Raw genomic sequence first — 18,530 nt, forward strand, 5'->3', positions numbered from 1 at the left:
TAGCCAATCGATGCGACTGGCAGAATGCGCGACCGGCGGGCTCTCCTTCGAAAGCCCGCCGGTCAATTCGTCAACGGCGCAGACCGAGCTTCTCGATCAACGTCTGATAGCGCGCGTCATCCTTGCGCTTGAGATAATCAAGCAGGCTGCGGCGCTGGGAGACGAGAGCGAGCAGACCACGGCGGGAATGGTTATCCTTCTTGTGGTCCTTGAAGTGGTCGGTCAGGTTCTTGATGCGCTCGGAAAGGATGGCCACCTGGACTTCCGGAGACCCGGTATCGCCCTTGGCGGTTGCGAATTCACCCATCAATTCCTGTTTGCGCTCGGCAGTAATCGACATCGTGTTTTTCCTTATCTGTTTGAGGAAACGGGTCGCCCTCAGCCGGGATGTCGTCCAGCAGGGGCCGGTGCAAGCAAAGCGACATGGCGCGATGCTGCGGCGCATATAGGGCAATTCCCCGGAAAACACCAGCCCATTCATAAAGCCGGCTTGTCGCAGCCCTTTGCTCGGGAATCCAGGATTCCCCTGACACCGAAACCTTACAGCCACTTCTTGCTTTTGAAGAAGACGATCAGCCCGACAGCAACGGCCAGCATGAACAGCAGCGAAGCCGGGTAGCCATAGTAGGCTTTCAGTTCCGGCATGTTCCACGGCGAGCTCTCGGGATCGAAATTCATCCCCCAGATACCGACCAGGAAGGTTAGCGGCATGAAAATCACCGAGACGATGGTGAGATAAGAGATCACATCGTTGGTGCGTGCCTGGCTCAGCGACAAATGCATTTCGATCAAGCCGGTCAGCATATCACGCTGGTTCTCGACCAGCTCGATCAGCCGCAATGCGTGGTCGAGCGTGTCGTTGAAGAAGATTTTCGTCTCCGGCTTCACATAGGGCACGTCGTTGCGGATCAGCGTCGCCAGCGCGTCGCGCATCGGCCACAGCACGCCCTTGAGCACATTGGCGTCGCGCCGCAATTCGTGCAGCTGGCGCATCTGATGCTTGTGAGGCGTGTTGAGCATCTCGTCCTCGATGCCATCGACCTCCTCGCTAGCGGCCTCAATCGGCGGGAAATAGCTGTCGACGATGGAGTCGATGAGCGCATAGGCCAGATAGTCGGCGCCGCGCATCCGCAAGCGGTTGGGCAACGCTGCCGCGATGCGCTTGCGTACGGGGTCGAACGGATCGCCTTCGCGCTCCTGGAAGGTGACGACGAATTTCTTGCCGAAGAACACCGCGATCTGCTCATAGCGATGCACCTTGACGTCGTCGATCATGCGCATGACGACGAAGGCGTGGTCCTCGAAGAAGTCGACCTTCGGCCGCTGGCCGGTGTTGACGACATCTTCCAGAGCCAGTGGATGCAGGTTGAAGATCCGGCCGATCTCCTCGATCAGCTGGATGTTGGCGAGACCGGTGCAGTCCAACCAGACGACCGGCCAGTTGTCGCAATGGGTGTTGAGATCGTCGATACTGGCATCGTTGATGGTCTTGAATTTTTCAGGCGAAATCAGCGTCAGCCGCAGCTCGGACCGTCGCGCCGCCGGATCGGCGATCAGCGTGCCAGGCGAGGCGCCAACCGGCGGCCGGCGCGTTGTCACCGGCGCCCGCTTCTTCACCGCCTCAGCCTTTGCCATGTGCCCCTCGGATGTGACGTCGACGTAAGACTAGACGAGAGTGGTCAGCCGGCAAAGACCCGCTTCGGCTTGAACATGCCCTGCTCGATGGCGCCGATGGCGACAAGCTTGCCGCGCGCGGTGGCGCAGGCTTCCTCGGCTTCCACGGGCGCGTCGCGGCCGCGGATGATGACGGGATTGCCAAGGCGGATCTTGGTCGCCGCTTCGTCGCTGATGGCGATCTGGGGCAGGCAGTCGAGCGCGGCGGCCGTGTCGACAAGCAGCGCATCGATGGCGCCAAAGTCGATCGGCGCATCGGCAACATCGGCGTCGCCCTCTCCGTCAGCTTCGCGCTGTTCGCCGAAACGGGCGACTTCCAGTTCGGCGAGGGTGACGAAATCCTCCTGGGTGAACGGCTCGACCTCGACCCGGCGCAATTCGGCGATATGACCGAAGCAGCCGAGGTCGCGGCCCATGTCGCGGGCCAGCGAGCGCACATAGGTGCCCTTGCCGCATTCGACCTCGAACGAAGTGTGGTCGGCAGCGTGCTCGACGATGTCCAGACGGCCGATCTCGATCTCGCGCGCGGGGATGTCGACCGCCTCGCCCCCACGGGCGAGATCGTAGGCGCGTTCGCCTGATATCTTGATGGCCGAGAATTGCGGCGGTGTCTGCATGATGACGCCGGTGTAGTTCGGCAGCAGCGCCCTGACGTCGTTTTCCGCCGGACGGCGGTCGGAACTTTGCGTCACCGGGCCTTCGAGATCGTCGGTCGAACGCTCCTCGCCCCAAGCGACGGTGAACCGGTAGATCTTGGCGCCGTCCTGTACATAAGGCACGGTCTTGGTTGCCTCGCCGAGCGCGATCGGCAGCATGCCAGAGGCCAGCGGGTCGAGTGTGCCGGCATGGCCGGCCTTTTCGGCCTGGAAAAGCCATTTGATCTTGGAGACGGCTTCGGTCGAACCCATGCCAACCGGCTTGTCCAGCACCACCCAGCCGGAGATCGGCCGGCCCTTCTTCTTGCCGCGGCGCCCCACTATTTCTCGTCCTTGTCGTTGTCTTCGCCATCGGCACCCAAGTCTCGCGCGACTTCGGGCGATTTCAGCAAATCGTTGATCCTGGCGAAATTGTCGAAGGACGTATCGAGCTTGAAGCGGAACTCCGGCATGAACTTCATCTGGCGGAGCGCGCCGGAGACGCGGCCACGGACGAACTTCGCATGCTTGTTGAGCGCGTCGATGACCGCACCCGTGTCCTTGGCGCCGAGCGGCGAAACGAAGGCCGTTGCGACCCTCAGATCAGTCGACATGCGCACTTCCGAGACCGAAACCACGGTGTTCTCGATCAGCGGGTCGATAATCTCGCCGCGCTGCAAGGTTTCCGACAGCGCATGGCGCACCTGTTCGGCGACGCGAAGCATGCGCTGGGATGGGCTGGAGGCGGTTGGACGGGGCATTTTTCTCAATCCGGAAAGCGTGAGGCGCGGGATGGGACCGTGCCGCATGTCTCATACTTGTTTCTATGCATGTCGTTTATCCCGCACTTTTGGGCGACAGGCATTAAAGTTAGGGCGGCGGTCTTTCGACCACCGCCCGGTCGTATCGACAGTATACGAACTCAGAGCGTCCGGGTCACCATCTCGACGCGGAAGCACTCGATGATGTCGCCAACGCGCATGTCCTCGTAGTTCTGGAAGGCCATGCCGCACTCCTGGCCGCCCGGAACTTCCGCGACTTCGTCCTTGAAGCGCTTGAGGGTCTTCAGCGTGCCTTCATGGATGACGACGTTGTCGCGGATCAGGCGCACGCCCGCTCCACGCTCGACCTTGCCTTCGGTGACACGGCAGCCGGCGATCTTGCCGACCTTGGTGATGTCGAAGATCTCGAGGATCTCGGCATTGCCGATGAAGGTCTCGCGGCGTTCCGGCGACAGCAAGCCGGAAAGTGCTGCCTTCACATCGTCGACGAGGTTGTAGATGATCGAGTAGTAGCGGATTTCGATGCCCGCGGCCGCCGCGGCCGCACGTGCCTGCACGTTGGCACGGACGTTGAAGCCGATGATCGCGGCCCCCGAGGTCTCCGCCAGCGACACGTCGCTTTCGGTGATGGCGCCGGCGCCGGCATGAACGATGCGCGCACGCACCTCGTCGGTGCCAAGCTTGTCGAGAGCGGCGTTGATCGCCTCGATCGAACCCTGCACGTCGCCCTTGATGACCAGCGGGAATTCCTTCAACCCGCTCGTCTGCAGCTGCGACATCATCTGTTCGAGCGAGCCGCGCTGGCCGGCATGGCGAGCCACTGCCTTCTCGCGCGCCAGACGCTGGCGATATTCGGTGATCTCGCGGGCGCGGGCCTCGTTGTTGACGACAGCGAAGCGGTCGCCGGCTTGCGGCGTGCCCTGCAGGCCGAGCACCTCGACCGGCATAGCCGGCGGCGCCTCCTTGATCTGCTCGCCACGGTCGTTGACCAGAGCGCGCACCCGGCCCCACTCATTGCCGGCGACGAGGATGTCTCCCGGCATCAAAGTGCCGGTCTGCACCAGCACGGTGGCGACGGGACCACGGCCCTTGTCGAGCTGGGCTTCAATGACGACGCCCTCGGCGGTACGGTCCGGATTGGCCTTGAGGTCGAGGATTTCGGCCTGCAGCAGGATCGCTTCCAACAGCTTGTCGAGGTTGGTGCCCTTGGTCGCCGACACTTCGACGTCCAGCACTTCACCGCCCATCGATTCAACGAACACCTCATGGCGCAGCAGTTCCGACCGCACCTTCTGCGGATCGGCATCATGCTTGTCGATCTTGTTGATCGCCACGATGATCGGAACGCCGGCCGCCTTGGCATGGCTGATCGATTCGATGGTCTGCGGCATGACGCTGTCGTCGGCCGCCACCACCAGGATGGCGATGTCGGTCGCCTGAGCGCCGCGGGCGCGCATCGCCGTGAAGGCGGCGTGACCGGGCGTGTCGATGAAGGTGATCTTCTGACCGTTCTTCTCGACCTGGTAGGCGCCGATATGCTGGGTGATGCCGCCGGCTTCGCCGGAGACGACATTGGCATTGCGGATGGCGTCGAGCAGCGAGGTCTTGCCGTGGTCGACATGGCCCATGATGGTCACGACAGGCGGCCGCGACACTAGGTCCTCGGCATTGTCGGCAATGTTGAACAGGCCTTCCTCGATGTCGGACTCGGCGACGCGGCGGACCGTGTGGCCGAATTCGGTGGCGACCAGCTCGGCCGTGTCGGCGTCGATGATGTCGCCCGGCTTCAGGATCTGGCCCTGCTTCATGAAGTACTTGACCACATCGACAGCGCGCTCGGACATGCGCTGCGCCAGTTCCTGGATGGTGATGGTTTCAGGCAGGATCACTTCGCGCATAACCTTCTCGCGCGGCTCATTATGCATCGCGCGCTTGAATTTTTCCTGGCGGCGACGCATCGACGACAGCGAGCGGGCGCGCGCGTCCTCGTCGGAAAGCGCCGTGTTGAGGGTCAGCTTGCCGCGACGACGGTCTTCCTCGGCCTTGGTCGGCTTGGCCGGGCGCGCCACTTCGGGCGTAACCGGACGGCGTACCGGGGCGCCGGCGGCGGTGCGCTTCGGCTTGACCTCTTCCTCGTCGTCCGATGCCACAAGCTCGGCAGCCTGCGGCGCGCGGCGGCGCGCTTCTTCCTCGGCGCGGCGGCGGGACTCGGCCTCGGTCTGCAGGCGGGCTTCTTCCTCGGCCTGACGGCGCGCGGATTCCTCGCGCTCGCGCTTGCGGCGTTCCTCATCCTCGTTGCGGCGCTTGGCCTCTTCGATGGCGCGTTGGCGGTCCTCGACGTCGCGAACCTTGGAGCCTTCGAGCGCCCTGCGGCGCGCTTCCATTTCATTGCGCGACAGTTCGTTCAGCACCATGCCGCCGCGTTCGGCCGGCGGCGGCGGAGGCGGCGCCTTGGGCGCTTCCTGCACGACGGGGGCTGCCACAACCGCGGGCTTGGGCGTAAATACGGGTGCAGCCACCGGCTCCGGCTTGTCGCCGGGCATGGAGAATTTGCGCTTCTTGATCTCGACCTGGACCTGCTTGGTGCGGCCATGCGAGAAATTCTGGCGCACGACGCTCTGCTCGGTACCGGGGCGCTTCAGCGTCAAGGTCTTCTTCGGTGTAACACTCAACGTCTTGTCGTCGCCCGATTTCGTATCGCTCATTCCATATCCTCTGCAGCATCATCTTCGTCAGCAACGGCCGCAAGCATTGCCAGATCGTCGGGGGTTCCGCCCCGATATCGGTCGAGCGCAACCATGCGCCTCTCAACCGCCTTGCCCGCGTCTCCCGCGAGAACGGCAGCATGTATCACATTTGTACCCCCCAATGCCAAGCTCAACTCGGCCTCGGAGAAAAGTTTGTAGGCAAGGACTGCAGGCCCGCCGAGGTGGACAGTTGCCCGCCGCGCCTGACTGATCTTGCGCACGCCATCGGCGGATGCCTCGGTCGCGTGGAGCACGAAAAGCGCCAACCCCGAGCGCACCGCGCTCTCGACCTTGGTTGCGCCGAGTGCGATCGAGCCAGCCTTGCGGGCAAGGCCAAGCATACCCAAAGCGGATCGTGCAAGCAGTCCGTCGACCATGCCGCCGAGATCGGGCGGCACGACGACCTGCGCCTTGAAGGCGCGGGCAAACAGGTTCTTCGCCGCCGCCTTGTCGATATGTAGGCGGTCGGCGCTCACCCAACAACCACGGCCGGGCAGATTTCTCTTCAGGTCAGGAACGACGGCCGAATCCGGGCCGACGACGAAACGGATCAGCTCATCCGGCTCGGCTTGCTTGCGCGTGACGATGCAGGTGCGATCGTTCATCTCGTCCTGGGGCGGGTTGTGTGCGATGCGGTTTCACCTCACGCACCAACGGCTTCGTCAGCCGGGACCTGTTCGGCTGCAAGCTCGTCTTCGGTGATCCAGCCGGCCTTGAGGCGGGCTGCCAGAACCATCTGCTCGGCGTCGGCGCGCGACACGCCGTGATTGGCGAGCACACCCGGGAATACCTTGGTCTCGCCGTCCTTGCGTTCCTTCCAGCCGGTCAGGTCGTCGGCGGCATAGCCGGCGAAATCCTCGATCGTCTTCACGCCATCCTCGCCGAGCGTCACCATCATGGCGGTGGTGACGCCAGGGATCTCGCGCAGTTCGTCGGTGACGCCCAGCGCCTTGCGCTTGTCGTCATGCTCGGCTTCGATCTTCTCCAGATATTCGCGGGCGCGGGTCTGGATTTCCGAAGCGGTGTCTTCGTCGAAACCGTCGATCGAGGCGATCTCGCCCGAATCGACATAGGCAACTTCCTCGACGCTGGTGAAGCCTTCGGAGGCCAACACCTGGCCGACCATCTCGTCGACATCTAGGGCTTCCATGAACAGCGACGAACGCTCGACGAATTCCTTCTGGCGGCGCTCGGACTCCTCGGCCTCGGTCAGAATGTCGATGTCCCAGCCGGTGAGCTGCGAGGCAAGACGCACGTTCTGGCCGCGACGGCCGATGGCCAGCGACAGCTGGTCGTCGGGAACCACCACTTCAATGCGCTCGGCATCCTCGTCGAGCACGACCTTGGCGACTTCCGCCGGCTGCAGGGCGTTGACGATGAAGGAGGCGGCCGAAGGCGACCACGGAATGATGTCGATCTTTTCGCCCTGCAATTCGCCGACCACGGCCTGGACGCGGCTGCCGCGCATACCGACGCAGGCGCCGACCGGATCGATCGACGAGTCACGCGAAATGACGGCGATCTTGGCGCGCGAGCCTGGGTCGCGGGCGACCGACTTGATCTCGATGATGCCGTCATAGATTTCCGGCACTTCCATGGTGAAGAGCTTGGCCATGAACTGCGGATGGGTGCGCGACAGGAATATCTGCGGGCCGCGCTGTTCGCGGCGCACGTCGTAGACATAGGCGCGGACGCGGTCGCCGTACTTGTAGTTTTCGCGCGGGATCAGCTCGTCGCGGCGGATAATCGCCTCGCCACGGCCGAGATCGACGATGACGTTGCCATATTCGACGCGCTTGACGGTGCCGTTGACGATCTCGCCGATGCGGTCCTTGTATTCGTCATACTGGCGGTCGCGCTCGGCCTCGCGCACTTTCTGCACGATAACCTGCTTGGCTGACTGGGCGGCGATGCGGCCGAAATCCATTGGCGGCAGCTGTTCGGCGATGAAGTCGCCAAGCTGGGCGTCCGGATTGCGCTCGCGGGCCGAGGAAATGGCGATCTGGGTGGCGTAGTCGTCGACCTTCTCGACCACTTCCATCAGCCGCTGCAGCTTCATCTCGCCGGTGTTGGCGTTGATGTCGGCGCGGATGTTGGTTTCCTGGCCGTAGCGCGAGCGAGCGGCCTTCTGGATCGCATCAGCCATGGCGGCAATGACGATCGACTTGTCGATCGACTTTTCACGCGCCACCGCGTCGGCGATCTGCAGCAGTTCAAGTCTGTTGGCGCTTACAACCATCTTATTTCTCCCGAGCTTGTTGCCGAGCTTTTAGGCCCGGCCGCTCATCATAGTTCCTGTTCGATTTCGTCTTCCGCGCCGCCTTCAGCACCTTCGGGTGCATCATCAGCTTCGCCGCGGCGTTTCTTGGCTTCCTTGCGTTCCCGGTTGTCCTTCGAAAGGGCATCGCGAATAAGGTCGTCGGTGAGGATCAGCCGCACATCGGCGATCGCGTCATAAGGAATGCGAACCGTCGGCTCTTCGCCGTAGGCGGCCTTGTCGCGCTCGAGCAGCATGTCGTCTTCGCCGGCTTCGGCGATCTTGCCCTTGAAGCGCTTGCGGTCGGCGACCGGCACCGAGGTTTCCATCTTCACCAGATGGCCGGTCCAGGTGACGAAATCCGACTTGCGTACCAGCGGCCGGTCGATGCCCGGCGACGACACTTCGAGATGATAGGCCTTCTCGATCGGGTCATCGACGTCGAGCGCCGGCGACACAGCGCGGCTGACCTCTTCGCAATCCTCGACGGTCATGGTGCCGTCCTCGCGTTCGGCCATGATCTGCAGCGTCAGGCCGTTCTGGCCCGACAGATGCACCCGCACGAGGCGGAAGCCAATGCCTCGCAACACCGGCTGAACGATCAGCGCGATGCGCGCATCGATACCGCTTTCGCGGATGATGCGGTCGTCGGCTTCGCTTGCCGTTGCAGTCATGCGGTTCCTGTCGTTCTCTGGATCAGGATGATCGTCGTCCCGAACCATCTCTTTGCTGATGGCTGACCGGCAGGTAATAAAAAAGAGCGGGACCGGGTGGACCCACTCTTCGTCATACCGACCAAGAATTTGAGGCTGATATAGACGATCCCGGCCGGTGTTTCAAGTCTGTTGACGGGCCGGGCAGAGTGCAGCCGGGGACGGCTGGCAGGATTGCGCGCGGCGCATGCCGGCTATGCGGTAACGGCCCTGTGATCCCGGATTTCACATCCCTACTATGTTGCACTGCACAAATCAAAGATGAGCGCGCGGTGGCGCGCGAAAGGTCAAGACAATGAGCAACCGTACCGTGTTTTCCGCCATAGGCGACGCCTTTGCCCTGTTCGGCAGCGCCGTTGCCGCCTCGCGGGCCGTCGAAGCCGGCCGCAAGCCGCGCGCCAACGATCTGCGCCGGCTCGGCATGGACCCGACCGCTTTCGGCAAGATCGGCCGTTTCTGAAGCCAGACCGGCTGTTGATGCGGGACACTTTCCCGCATCGAACTATTTTCTGATGAAGGTGAGATAGGCCGGCCGTCGGCCCTCGCGAATGGCTTTCGCCTCGTAGCGTGTGCCCGGCCAGCCTTCATAGGGCCGATGCCAGTCGGCCCCACCTTGCGCCTGCCAGAGGAGCGCGCCATGCGCCCGACAGTGCAACAAGGTCCAGTTCACATAGGTGTCGATGTCGGATGCGAAGCGGAATTTTCCGCCCAGCTTCAGCACGCGCGCGAACCGATCGAGGTTGAGCGGGCTGACGAAACGCCGCTTCCAGTGCTTTTTCTTCGGCCAGGGATCGGGGTAGAGCAGATCGATGCCGTCGAGCGACGCCTGCGGCAACCAATCGAGCAGGCGCGTGGCGTCGTCATCATAAACGCGAAGATTGGCAAGCGGCTTTTCCCGCACCGCCATCATCAGCTTGGCCATGCCGTTGACGAACGGCTCGACACCGATGAAGCCGGTCGCCGGTGCCTCCGTGGCACGGTGCAGCAGATGCTCACCGCCGCCGAAGCCGATTTCCAGCCGAACCGTTGAAACATCCGCTGAGAATAGCGCGCGCAATTCTGCCGGCGCCTGGACGGAGAGGTCGAGGCCATAGGCCCCAAGACCGCTTTCCAGCGCCGCCGCCTGCTGCGGGCGAATGGTCTTGCCGTGCCGGCGGCCGAAGAACCCTTCGGTCGAGCGGCTCCGCCTGTCCTGTGGATCCATGGCCTGGTCGCGCGCCGCGCTTAGATTGAGATGAGATTTGGGATTGAGATGAGATTTGGCTGAAATCTCATCTCAATCTAATCCTTTGTTGGAGCACGATCTTTTCCAAAAAACCGGTACCCACTCTTTGGAATCATGCCTAAGCAGCGATCGCGTCCTTGAGCGCCTTGGCCAGATCGGTCTTTTCCCAGGAGAAGGACCCGTCTCGGCCGGCCTTGCGGCCGAAATGGCCGTAGGACGAGGTCTTTGCGTAGATCGGCTTGTTGAGGTCGAGATGCCTGCGGATGCCGGATGGCGACAAATCCATCACCGTGCGCAGCGCTTCCTCGAGCTTGGCCTCGTCGACCTTGCCGGTGCCGTGCAGGTCGACATAGACCGACAGCGGCTGAGCAACGCCGATGGCGTAGGACAGCTGGATGGTGCAGCGGTCGGCGAGCTTGGCCGCCACCACATTTTTGGCGAGATAGCGCGCCGCGTAGGCGGCGGAGCGGTCGACCTTGGTGGTGTCCTTGCCGGAGAAGGCGCCGCCGCCGTGCGGGGCAGCACCACCGTAGGTGTCGACGATGATCTTGCGGCCGGTCAGGCCGGCGTCGCCGTCCGGCCCACCGATGACGAACTTGCCGGTCGGGTTGATGTACCACATGCAATCGTCGGCGATCTTGAGGTCGCCGAGCGCCTCACGGATGTAAGGCTCAACGACCTTGCGGACCTTCTTGGAATCCCAGGTCGCGTCGAGATGCTGCGTCGATAGCACGATCTGAGTCGCTTCGGCGGCCTTGCCATCGACATAGCGAACGGTGACCTGGCTCTTGGCGTCAGGCCCGAGCTTGCCGGCTTCGCCGTTGTTTTCGTGACGGGCAGCGGCGAGCAGTTCGAGAATCTTGTGGCTGTAATAGATCGGCGCCGGCATCAGGTCCGGGGTCTCGCGGCATGCATAGCCGAACATGATGCCCTGGTCGCCGGCACCCTCTTCGCCCTGGCGGTCGGCGGCGTTGTCGACTCCCTGGCCGATGTCGGGCGACTGGCCGTGCAGCAGAACCTCGATCTTTGCCGTCTTCCAGTGGAAGCCGGCCTGCTCGTAGCCGATTTCGCGGATCGCCTTGCGGGCGACCGACTTGAACTTGGCCGGGTTGACGACCGAATGCCCGGCGGCGTCCTTGAGGATGTTGCCGGCTTTGTCCCGCTTCAGCAGAGTATCGGGAACCCTTACTTCGCCGGCGATGACGACGCGGTTGGTGGTTGCGAGCGTCTCGCAGGCGACGCGGACTTTCCATGGGTCCATGCCGGTCTTCTTGGCCTCGCGATAGACCAGATCTACGATCTCGTCCGAGATGCGGTCACAGACTTTATCGGGATGACCCTCGGCCACGGATTCCGAGGTGAAGAAGTAGTTCTGCCGCGTCACGGGTGTCCCCTCTTGAAAAAACGATCGGCAGGGCTGCCGATTTTGGCGCGCCACGTGTTAACGGTGCCGGGCGCCGCTCGTCAAGCGGTGCCGCGGTTCTCGCATGAGTGCCGCAGCAATATATCTTGTACCACCGGCGGCTTGGCGCCGCCGGCAGTCGAGCCTCTGGGCTACTCGGGCCCAGGGGATTACTGGGGCCAATGGGTCAATCGACCCACCGAATCACTCGGCATCTTCGGCAGAAAGGGACTTCACAAGGTCGATAATCCGGCGGCGCACCTTTACATCCGCGATCTTGACGAACGCGCGGTTGAGCTGAAGCCCTTCCGGACTGCCGCAGAATTCGACGGCGAAAGCCATCGAAGTGTCCTCGGCAAATCCTCTATTACCCACCGGCTCCTGCCCTGGCGCATCCTCGAAAAAGAAGGCGACAGGCACGCTGAGTATCGAGGCTATTGCCTGCAGACGGCTGGCGCCGACGCGGTTCGTTCCTTTTTCATATTTTTGGATCTGCTGAAACGTAATACCGAGATTTTCACCAAGCTTTTCCTGGCTCATTCCAAGCATATTGCGCCGAAGGCGGACGCGACTTCCGACATGGATGTCGATCGGATTCGGTTTCTTCTTGTTTTCTTCTGTCATTTTTTCCTCGCCGAATTTTTCCGGCCTTTTCTATTTTTCTCGCCCAAACGAAGCCGGAGCCAACTGCCCCAACAGAAACACCAACCGACTTCGAGAAAATTAGGCGGTAACAGTATGAGTTTCTAATGTGTCGACTGTCAATTCACCCGTAGCCGTTGCCTTACGTTCAAGCTGAGGGCGATTGCGGCAAACACCAACATGATCAGCATTCCGTTAATGCGCCGCCCCGCGGCGGAGATGAAGGCTTGGCCGGAGATCGGCACCCGCACGTCGATGGCGCCACGTGCATCGACCGCCAATGCGTCGACGATGCGTCCCCGCGTATCGACAACGGCGGAAATGCCGTTGTTGGCGGCGCGCAACAGCGGCAATCCGTTTTCCACCGCGCGAATCTGAGCCTGCCTGAAATGCTGGTACGGCCCGGGCGTGTCGCCGAACCATGCGTCGTTGGTGACGTTCACAATAAGCTGGGATGACGTTGCGTCAACAGCCACAAGATCAGGAAAGATCACCTCGTAGCAAATAAACGGCAAGGCGCTGATGCCGCCGGGCAAAGCGATCGGATGGCGCTCGTTGCCGGCGGCGAAATTCATCGGCCCGGCGACGAGCTGTCCGATGCCGAAGCGGCTGAGCAGACCGGAAAACGGCAGATACTCGCCGAACGGCACCAGATGGACCTTGTCGACGGCATCAGCGATTTCGCCCTTGTCATCGATCGCCACCACCGAATTGTAGTAGCGGCTGTCGGCATCCGCCCCCGATCCGCGCTCCTCGCGCACGACGCCGGCAATCAGCATCTGACCAGGCTGCAGCATGTCGCCGAGCGCGGTCAGCGCGTCCGGACGCTCGGTGAACAGGAACGGTACCGAGGTCTCCGGCCACAGGATAAGTTGCGGTTTGTCATGACCGGGATCGGGCGCTGCGGCCGACAGGCCCATCATCGTGGCGAAGATGCGGTCGCGCACCGAGGCGTCCCATTTTTCGCTGAGGTCGACATCCGGTTGCACGATACGGACATCGAGAGTGCGGGTTGTCGGCTTGTCGGGGGTCGCGAGCCTGACATAGCCGAAGCCGGCATGGGCGGCGACAAGAATGGCAAGCAGGACCACACCGAGACGGACATGCCGGCGTGCTGCAAGCAAGGCCGGCATGGCGAAGACAAAGACCGCCAGCGCGTTCATGCCGACCATGCCGGTCACCGACACGCTTTGCATCAACAGCGGCACGGGCATCGCCGCATAACCGACGGCATTCCAGGGAAAGCCGGTGAACAGGAAGCCGCGCAGCCATTCCGTCAGGCCAAAAGCAAAGGCAAGGGCGGCAATGCGGCCAATGTCGTTGGTCCATAACAGCCGCGCGACGACGGTGGCGAAGCCGTAGAAAAATGCCAGCGCCAAAGGAATGCCGACGACCGCGAAGGGTAAGGCCCAGGCGAAACTGTCGGCCTCGACCAGAAGCGCCTCGCCTATCCACCACAGGCCGGCGAGGAAATAGCCGAAGCCGAACCACCAGCCAATGGCAAAGGCCGGCCGCAGGCGCCTGAGCCAGCCGTCGGAAGCCTCGCCGGTGGCGCCGTCGAGCAGCCAGACCAGCAGTGGAAACGAGACGAAACAGACGGCGAAGAAATCGTAAGGCGCCTGGGCGAGCACCGCCAGCGCCCCGGCAAGAAACGCCACCAGCGCGCGCCGCCAGCCCCAAAGCAGAATTATCCGGCCGGCAAGGCGCTCCATACAGACTTCCCAGGTCGCGCGAATCAAGAGCCAAGATTTATCAGATTTATTGAAACGCGAACCGGCCGATCGCTGCGCTATCGGGGCCATCCCTCGATGGTTAGCCCGCTCAGGTGCTCGGCCTCCTCGCGCGGCACCGCGCGCAAGGTCTGGGTGAAGGTCCAGACATGGCCTTCGGGGTCGCGCGCCCGATACTGCCGTTCGCCGTAGAAATGGTCGGCAGGCTCCTCGACGATTTGGGCTCCAGCCGCCATTGCCCGCTCACAATGCACGTCCAGGCCGTCTTTCAGATGCACACAGACCGACTGAGTGTTCTTGCCGCCGACGCTTACCGGACTGGCAATATGATCGGCCCATTCGCAATCGACGATGATGTAGCCGTCGCCAAAACGCATTTCGGCATGGACCAGCCGTCCGTCGGCGTCGCTGACCACCATGCTCGGCTCGAAGCCGAAGGCCGTTTCGAGCCATTTCAATGCGGCTCGCGGGTCCTTGTAGAACACACCCGAGCCAAAGGTTGAGTGCTTGAAGGGATCGTCGATCGTCATCGGCCGGGCGACGTTCTGTCCTAGGCCTGCTCGGTGCGGGGGGCGGTCACGCGGCGGCGACGCTCGCCCTTCTGGTTCTGGACGATGCGCACCCGCTTGACGCGGCGCGGATCGGCGTCGAGCACGTGGAATTCGAAGCCGGGGATGGCTTGCACAACCTCACCACGCGCGGGCACGCGGCCCAGCGTGTTGAAGATCATGCCGCCGATCGTGTCGACATATTCACCATGCTCACCGGCGGTAAAGTCCTCGCCGATCATCTTGGCGACCTCGTCGATCTCGGCCTTGCCGTCGACGACGAACACGCCCTCGCCGGTCTGGGTGATCAGCGGCTCGTCCTCGTCATGCTCGTCCTCGATATCGCCGACGACCATCTCGACGATGTCTTCCAGCGAGGCGAGACCATCGGTGCCGCCATATTCGTCGATGACCAGCGCCATCTGGGTTCGCGTCGTCTGCATATGGCCCATCAGGTCGGAGGCAAGCATCGAGGGCGGCACGAAAAGCACCGGGCGGATCAGATTGAGGTCGCCGATGGTGCGGCCGAGATCGACCTGGGCGAGGTCGAGAAGCGTCGTTGCCGGCGTCTTCCTGGATGTTCTGCCCTTCTTGACCCGGGCGACCTTGGTGATGTGGGCCAGCACGTCGCGGATGTGAACCATGCCGCGCGGATCGTCGAGCGTCTCGGAATAGACCGGCATGCGGGAATGGCCGGACTGCTCGAACAGACCGAGCAGATCGCCCAACGTCGTGGTGATCTCGACGGCCTCAATATCGGCGCGCGGCACCATGACGTCCTCGACGCGTACCTCGCGCAGGCGCAATATGTTGTTGAGCATGGCGCGTTCGCCGGGCGAGAAAGACCCGGCATCGCTGGTCGTTTCGGCAAGCGCGCCGGCGATTTCCTCGCGCAGGCTGGTGCCGTTCCGCTGCCTGAAAAGGCCCAAGACGCGGTCGAACAGGGACGGACCGGCAGGCGATGGCTCGCTGGCAATGCCACCAGAAGCGGGGCTGCCGGAACTGGGACTCGGACTCGATCCCTCTTCCGTCGTATCGGAAGGCTTTGTCGCACTGCCAGCCTCGGGGCGGGCGGCAGTTTCTGGTTTGTCGTTCATCGTCGTCCGGTCAATTGGTCTTTTGTCATTACGTGTAGGGATCGGGAATGGCAAGCCTTGCGAGCGCTGAGCGCTCGATGGCTTCCATCTCATCGGCCTCTGCATCGGTCTCGTGATCGTAGCCCAGCAAATGCAGCAGGCCGTGGATGACGAGATGGGTGATATGGTTCTCGAAGGGCTTGTCTTCCAGGGCTGCTTCGCGCGCCACCGTCTCGGCGGCCAGCACGATGTCACCCAGCATGGGCGGCAGCTTGCCACCCCTGGGGAACGGAAAAACAGGGAAAGACAAGACGTTGGTCGCCTTGTCCTTGCCGCGCCAGCCGGCATTGAGGGTACGGATATGGGCATCGTCGGAAAAGACGATGCTGAGTTCGGAAGGACCGGCAGCAGCGGTTTCGGCAAAGGCAGCCGACACGGCGCGATCGACCAGACGCGTCAGCGCCGCCTCATCGGGCCAGTCGCCGGCCTCGACCGACATATCGATCTCGACGGGAACCGAACTATCCCCGCCGCCAGGTCTTATGTCTTCAGGCATGAGCCCGCATCGTCACATCAGCTCTCGGCGCCGAGGCCGCGCGCCAGCTTGGCGTCGCGGTCATAGGCCCTGACGATTTCGGCCACCAGCGGGTGGCGCACAACGTCGACATCGTTGAAGCGCACGGTTACCGCGCCCGCCACGCCGTCAAGGACACGCAAGGCTTCGACGAGGCCCGACTTGGTGCTTGGAGGCAGATCGATCTGCGTCGGATCGCCGGTGACGATCATGCGCGAATTCTCGCCGAGGCGGGTCAAAAACATCTTCATCTGCATCGGCGTGGTGTTCTGCGCCTCGTCGAGGATGACGGCGGCATGCGCCAGCGTGCGGCCGCGCATGAAGGCCAGCGGCGCGATCTCGATGACCTCGGCGGCAATGGCGCGCTCGACCTTGTCGGCCGGCATCATGTCGTAAAGCGCGTCATAGAGCGGCCGCAGATACGGATCGACCTTTTCCTTCATATCGCCGGGCAGAAAACCCAGCCGCTCGCCGGCCTCGACCGCCGGCCGTGACAGGATGATGCGCTCGACCATGCCGCGTTCGAGCAGCATCGCCGCATGCGCCACCGCCAGATAGGTCTTGCCGGTGCCGGCGGGGCCAATGCCGAAGACAAGTTCCGAACGCTCCAGCGCCCGCATATAGGCGTCCTGGTTGAGCGAACGGGCATAGATCGTCTTCTTGCGGGTGGAGATCTGGGCGGCCGAAACCTTGCCCTTGCGTTCCAGCGTCGGCAGCGTCAGCTGGTCGTCGGCGGCAATGGCCATGCGCACGGCGCCATCGACGTCGGACTGGCCAATGTCGGTGCCCTTCTGGAGAATGCCGTAGAGATTGTCGAGTGCGCGGCGCGCCTGTTCGGCCGCCGAGGCCGAGCCCTTGATGGTCAACTGGTTGCCGCGCGAGCGGATGTCGACGCCGAGCTTCTGCTCGAGCCGGGCCAGGTTCTCGTCGAACTGGCCGTACAGGGCGCTGGCAAGCTTGTTGTTGTCGAAAGTCAGAACGATGTGCGCCATGTCAGAGGCCCCGGATGTCTGGTTCTGGGGCAGAGTCTTCACTTCAGCAGCGCTCAACCGTCTCTCCTCATCTGCCGAGGCCATCAAGCCAACTCGGCGAACAGGCTATTGTAGCCCGTCTTCGTGATTCGCACCCGGATAATGTCACCGATTTCGCCGGCCTTTTCATCAACAATAACCGGCTGCAGCCAAGGCGAGCGGCCGACCTTCTGGCCGGCCTGACGGCCGGGCTTCTCGATCAGCGTGTCGATGGTGCTGCCGACCAGGCCCAGGCCGAAATCCTGCTGCTGCTTGAGCAACAATGCCTGCAGCTGTTGCAAGCGTTCATCCTTGACCGCTTCCGGCACGTGATCGGGCATATCGGCGCCCGGCGTGCCGGGACGCGGCGAATATTTGAACGAGAAGGCCGAGGCGTAGTTCACCTGGCGCACCAGACCCATCGTCGCCTCGAAATCGGCCTCGGTTTCGCCGGGGAAGCCGACGATGAAGTCACCGGACAGCGCGATGTCGCCGCGTGCAGCGCGGATGCGCTCGAGCAGCGCCAGATAGTCCTTGGCCGTGTGCCTGCGGTTCATCGCCTTGAGGATGCGGTCTGACCCGGATTGCACCGGCAGGTGCAGATAAGGCATCAAAGCCGGGAGGTCACGATGGGCAGCGATCAATTCGTCGTCCATGTCGCGCGGATGGCTGGTGGTGTAGCGCAGCCGCGCCAAGCCGGGAATCTCGGCTAGCCGGAACAGCAGGCGACCAAGCCCCCATTCCATGCCATCCTCACCCTTGCCGTGCCATGCATTGACGTTCTGCCCCAGCAGCGTCACCTCGCGCACACCGGCATCGGCCAGCCGCTCGGCTTCGGCGACGATCTGCGCCACCGGCCGCGACACTTCCGAGCCCCTGGTATAGGGCACGACGCAGAAGGTGCAGAATTTGTCGCAGCCTTCCTGCACCGTGAGGAAGGCGGTGACGCCGCGCTTGATCATTTCGGCACGCTTCGGCTGCGGCAGATGCTCGAACTTGTCCTCGATGGCGTATTCGGTCTCGACGATCTTCTCGCCGCCACGCACCCGGGCCAGCACATCGGGCAGCCGGTGATAGGCCTGCGGGCCGATGACCAGATCGACAGCAGGCGAACGGCGGATGATTTCCGCGCCTTCGGCCTGCGCGACGCAACCGGCGACGCCGATCAGCATTTCGCGCCCAACTGCTGCGCGTTCAGCCTTCATGTCGCGGATGCGGCCGAGCTCAGAATAGACCTTTTCCGCCGCCTTCTCCCTGATATGGCAGGTGTTGAGCAGCACCAGGTCGGCGTCGGCGATGACATCGGTCGCGGTGTAGCCGTCGGCTGCCAGCGCATCGGTCATGCGCTGTGAGTCATAGACATTCATCTGGCAGCCATAGGTCTTGACGAAGACCTTTTTGGCCGAGGCGGACGCCACAGCAGCGCTTTGCAAGGCGCTGTCGGTTTCGTTCCGCTCTATCGTGTTCAAATCCATCCGGCGGCTTCTAACGCCTTTCCGTGACAAAAAACAGACG

The 18,530-nt window shown here is 62.8% G+C and carries 18 protein-coding genes; 1 reads left to right on the forward strand and 17 read right to left on the reverse strand.

From position 1 onward, the window contains the following. Nucleotides 1-70: 70 nt before the first annotated feature. The 8 genes from rpsO to rimP all read right to left on the reverse strand — a co-directional run bounded on the left by rpsO (nt 71) and on the right by rimP (nt 8,769). Nucleotides 71-445, reverse strand: coding sequence for a 30S ribosomal protein S15 (gene rpsO / locus NKI05_RS21215; RefSeq protein WP_280790898.1), 375 nt, complete (start codon nt 443-445; stop codon nt 71-73). Nucleotides 446-540: 95 nt separating this feature from the next. Continuing rightward, complete coding sequence (gene corA, locus NKI05_RS21220; protein ID WP_023682006.1) at nt 541-1,635, reverse strand: magnesium/cobalt transporter CorA; 1,095 nt, start codon at nt 1,633-1,635, stop codon at nt 541-543. A 44-nt stretch (nt 1,636-1,679) separates the two neighbouring features. Further along, nucleotides 1,680-2,651, reverse strand: coding sequence for a tRNA pseudouridine(55) synthase TruB (truB, locus tag NKI05_RS21225; protein WP_023816175.1), 972 nt, complete (start codon nt 2,649-2,651; stop codon nt 1,680-1,682). Further along, nucleotides 2,651-3,070, reverse strand: a complete 420-nt coding sequence (gene rbfA / locus NKI05_RS21230) for a 30S ribosome-binding factor RbfA (protein WP_023669558.1) — start codon at nt 3,068-3,070, stop codon at nt 2,651-2,653. The genes truB and rbfA overlap by 1 nt, the downstream gene beginning before the upstream one ends. Nucleotides 3,071-3,231: 161 nt before the next feature. Then, complete coding sequence (infB, locus tag NKI05_RS21235) at nt 3,232-5,796, reverse strand: translation initiation factor IF-2 (protein ID WP_023669557.1); 2,565 nt, start codon at nt 5,794-5,796, stop codon at nt 3,232-3,234. Further along, nucleotides 5,793-6,443, reverse strand: a complete 651-nt coding sequence (locus NKI05_RS21240; RefSeq protein WP_023816174.1) for an RNA-binding protein — start codon at nt 6,441-6,443, stop codon at nt 5,793-5,795. The genes infB and NKI05_RS21240 overlap by 4 nt, the downstream gene beginning before the upstream one ends. Nucleotides 6,444-6,481: 38 nt before the next feature. Then, nucleotides 6,482-8,077, reverse strand: coding sequence for a transcription termination factor NusA (nusA, locus tag NKI05_RS21245; RefSeq protein WP_023669555.1), 1,596 nt, complete (start codon nt 8,075-8,077; stop codon nt 6,482-6,484). A 47-nt stretch (nt 8,078-8,124) separates the two neighbouring features. Next, nucleotides 8,125-8,769: a ribosome maturation factor RimP gene (gene rimP / locus NKI05_RS21250; protein ID WP_023669554.1), complete on the reverse strand. Its 645-nt coding sequence runs from the start codon at nt 8,767-8,769 to the stop codon at nt 8,125-8,127. A 334-nt stretch (nt 8,770-9,103) separates the two neighbouring features. On the opposite strand from rimP, the gene NKI05_RS21255 reads away from it, so the two are divergent. Beyond that, nucleotides 9,104-9,268, forward strand: a complete 165-nt coding sequence (locus NKI05_RS21255) for a hypothetical protein (RefSeq protein ID WP_023669553.1) — start codon at nt 9,104-9,106, stop codon at nt 9,266-9,268. Nucleotides 9,269-9,310: 42 nt separating this feature from the next. On the opposite strand, the gene trmB is transcribed toward NKI05_RS21255, so the two are convergent. The 9 genes from trmB to miaB all read right to left on the reverse strand — a co-directional run bounded on the left by trmB (nt 9,311) and on the right by miaB (nt 18,490). Further along, nucleotides 9,311-10,012, reverse strand: coding sequence for a tRNA (guanine(46)-N(7))-methyltransferase TrmB (gene trmB / locus NKI05_RS21260; protein WP_023816173.1), 702 nt, complete (start codon nt 10,010-10,012; stop codon nt 9,311-9,313). 139 nt (nt 10,013-10,151) lie between these two features. Beyond that, nucleotides 10,152-11,417: a methionine adenosyltransferase gene (gene metK, locus NKI05_RS21265; RefSeq protein WP_023669551.1), complete on the reverse strand. Its 1,266-nt coding sequence runs from the start codon at nt 11,415-11,417 to the stop codon at nt 10,152-10,154. A 222-nt stretch (nt 11,418-11,639) separates the two neighbouring features. Next, nucleotides 11,640-12,059 carry a helix-turn-helix domain-containing protein gene (locus NKI05_RS21270; RefSeq protein ID WP_023669550.1) on the reverse strand — a complete coding sequence of 140 codons (420 nt, stop codon included), beginning with the start codon at nt 12,057-12,059 and terminating at the stop codon, nt 11,640-11,642. Between the two features lie 137 nt (nt 12,060-12,196). Beyond that, nucleotides 12,197-13,789, reverse strand: a complete 1,593-nt coding sequence (gene lnt, locus NKI05_RS21275) for an apolipoprotein N-acyltransferase (protein WP_023816172.1) — start codon at nt 13,787-13,789, stop codon at nt 12,197-12,199. Between the two features lie 77 nt (nt 13,790-13,866). Next, nucleotides 13,867-14,337 carry a VOC family protein gene (locus NKI05_RS21280; protein WP_023816171.1) on the reverse strand — a complete coding sequence of 157 codons (471 nt, stop codon included), beginning with the start codon at nt 14,335-14,337 and terminating at the stop codon, nt 13,867-13,869. A gap of 20 nt (nt 14,338-14,357) precedes the next feature. Next, nucleotides 14,358-15,452 (reverse strand): hemolysin family protein, encoded by a 1,095-nt coding sequence (locus tag NKI05_RS21285; protein ID WP_023669547.1) that lies wholly within the window; start codon nt 15,450-15,452, stop codon nt 14,358-14,360. 28 nt (nt 15,453-15,480) lie between these two features. Then, entirely contained in the window at nt 15,481-15,987 is a 507-nt protein-coding gene (gene ybeY / locus NKI05_RS21290) for an rRNA maturation RNase YbeY (protein WP_023669546.1), read from the reverse strand. A 17-nt stretch (nt 15,988-16,004) separates the two neighbouring features. Beyond that, entirely contained in the window at nt 16,005-16,997 is a 993-nt protein-coding gene (locus NKI05_RS21295; protein ID WP_027049340.1) for a PhoH family protein, read from the reverse strand. 83 nt (nt 16,998-17,080) lie between these two features. Beyond that, a complete protein-coding gene (gene miaB, locus NKI05_RS21300) occupies nt 17,081-18,490 on the reverse strand; it encodes a tRNA (N6-isopentenyl adenosine(37)-C2)-methylthiotransferase MiaB (protein ID WP_023816170.1) in 1,410 nt (469 codons plus the stop codon). Nucleotides 18,491-18,530: the final 40 nt, after the last annotated feature.

It is taken from the genome of Mesorhizobium sp. M0771 (assembly GCF_040320155.1).
Taxonomy (GTDB): domain Bacteria; phylum Pseudomonadota; class Alphaproteobacteria; order Rhizobiales; family Rhizobiaceae; genus Mesorhizobium.

Excerpts from the sequence above, each read along its gene's own strand:
- rbfA (WP_023669558.1), bottom strand. The coding sequence starts at position 3,070 with ATGCCCCGTCCAACCGCCTCCAGCCCATCCCAGCGCATGCTTCGCGTC.
- ybeY (WP_023669546.1), bottom strand. The coding sequence starts at position 15,987 with ATGCCTGAAGACATAAGACCTGGCGGCGGGGATAGTTCGGTTCCCGTC.
- infB (WP_023669557.1), bottom strand. The coding sequence starts at position 5,796 with ATGAGCGATACGAAATCGGGCGACGACAAGACGTTGAGTGTTACACCG.
- miaB (WP_023816170.1), bottom strand. The coding sequence starts at position 18,490 with ATGGATTTGAACACGATAGAGCGGAACGAAACCGACAGCGCCTTGCAA.
- NKI05_RS21285 (WP_023669547.1), bottom strand. The coding sequence starts at position 15,452 with ATGAACGACAAACCAGAAACTGCCGCCCGCCCCGAGGCTGGCAGTGCG.
- corA (WP_023682006.1), bottom strand. The coding sequence starts at position 1,635 with ATGGCAAAGGCTGAGGCGGTGAAGAAGCGGGCGCCGGTGACAACGCGC.
- NKI05_RS21255 (WP_023669553.1), top strand. The coding sequence starts at position 9,104 with ATGAGCAACCGTACCGTGTTTTCCGCCATAGGCGACGCCTTTGCCCTG.
- NKI05_RS21280 (WP_023816171.1), bottom strand. The coding sequence starts at position 14,337 with ATGACGATCGACGATCCCTTCAAGCACTCAACCTTTGGCTCGGGTGTG.
- NKI05_RS21270 (WP_023669550.1), bottom strand. The coding sequence starts at position 12,059 with ATGACAGAAGAAAACAAGAAGAAACCGAATCCGATCGACATCCATGTC.
- nusA (WP_023669555.1), bottom strand. The coding sequence starts at position 8,077 with ATGGTTGTAAGCGCCAACAGACTTGAACTGCTGCAGATCGCCGACGCG.
- rimP (WP_023669554.1), bottom strand. The coding sequence starts at position 8,769 with ATGACTGCAACGGCAAGCGAAGCCGACGACCGCATCATCCGCGAAAGC.
- NKI05_RS21240 (WP_023816174.1), bottom strand. The coding sequence starts at position 6,443 with ATGAACGATCGCACCTGCATCGTCACGCGCAAGCAAGCCGAGCCGGAT.
- trmB (WP_023816173.1), bottom strand. The coding sequence starts at position 10,012 with ATGGATCCACAGGACAGGCGGAGCCGCTCGACCGAAGGGTTCTTCGGC.
- NKI05_RS21295 (WP_027049340.1), bottom strand. The coding sequence starts at position 16,997 with ATGGCGCACATCGTTCTGACTTTCGACAACAACAAGCTTGCCAGCGCC.
- rpsO (WP_280790898.1), bottom strand. The coding sequence starts at position 445 with ATGCGCCGCAGCATCGCGCCATGTCGCTTTGCTTGCACCGGCCCCTGC.
- lnt (WP_023816172.1), bottom strand. The coding sequence starts at position 13,789 with ATGGAGCGCCTTGCCGGCCGGATAATTCTGCTTTGGGGCTGGCGGCGC.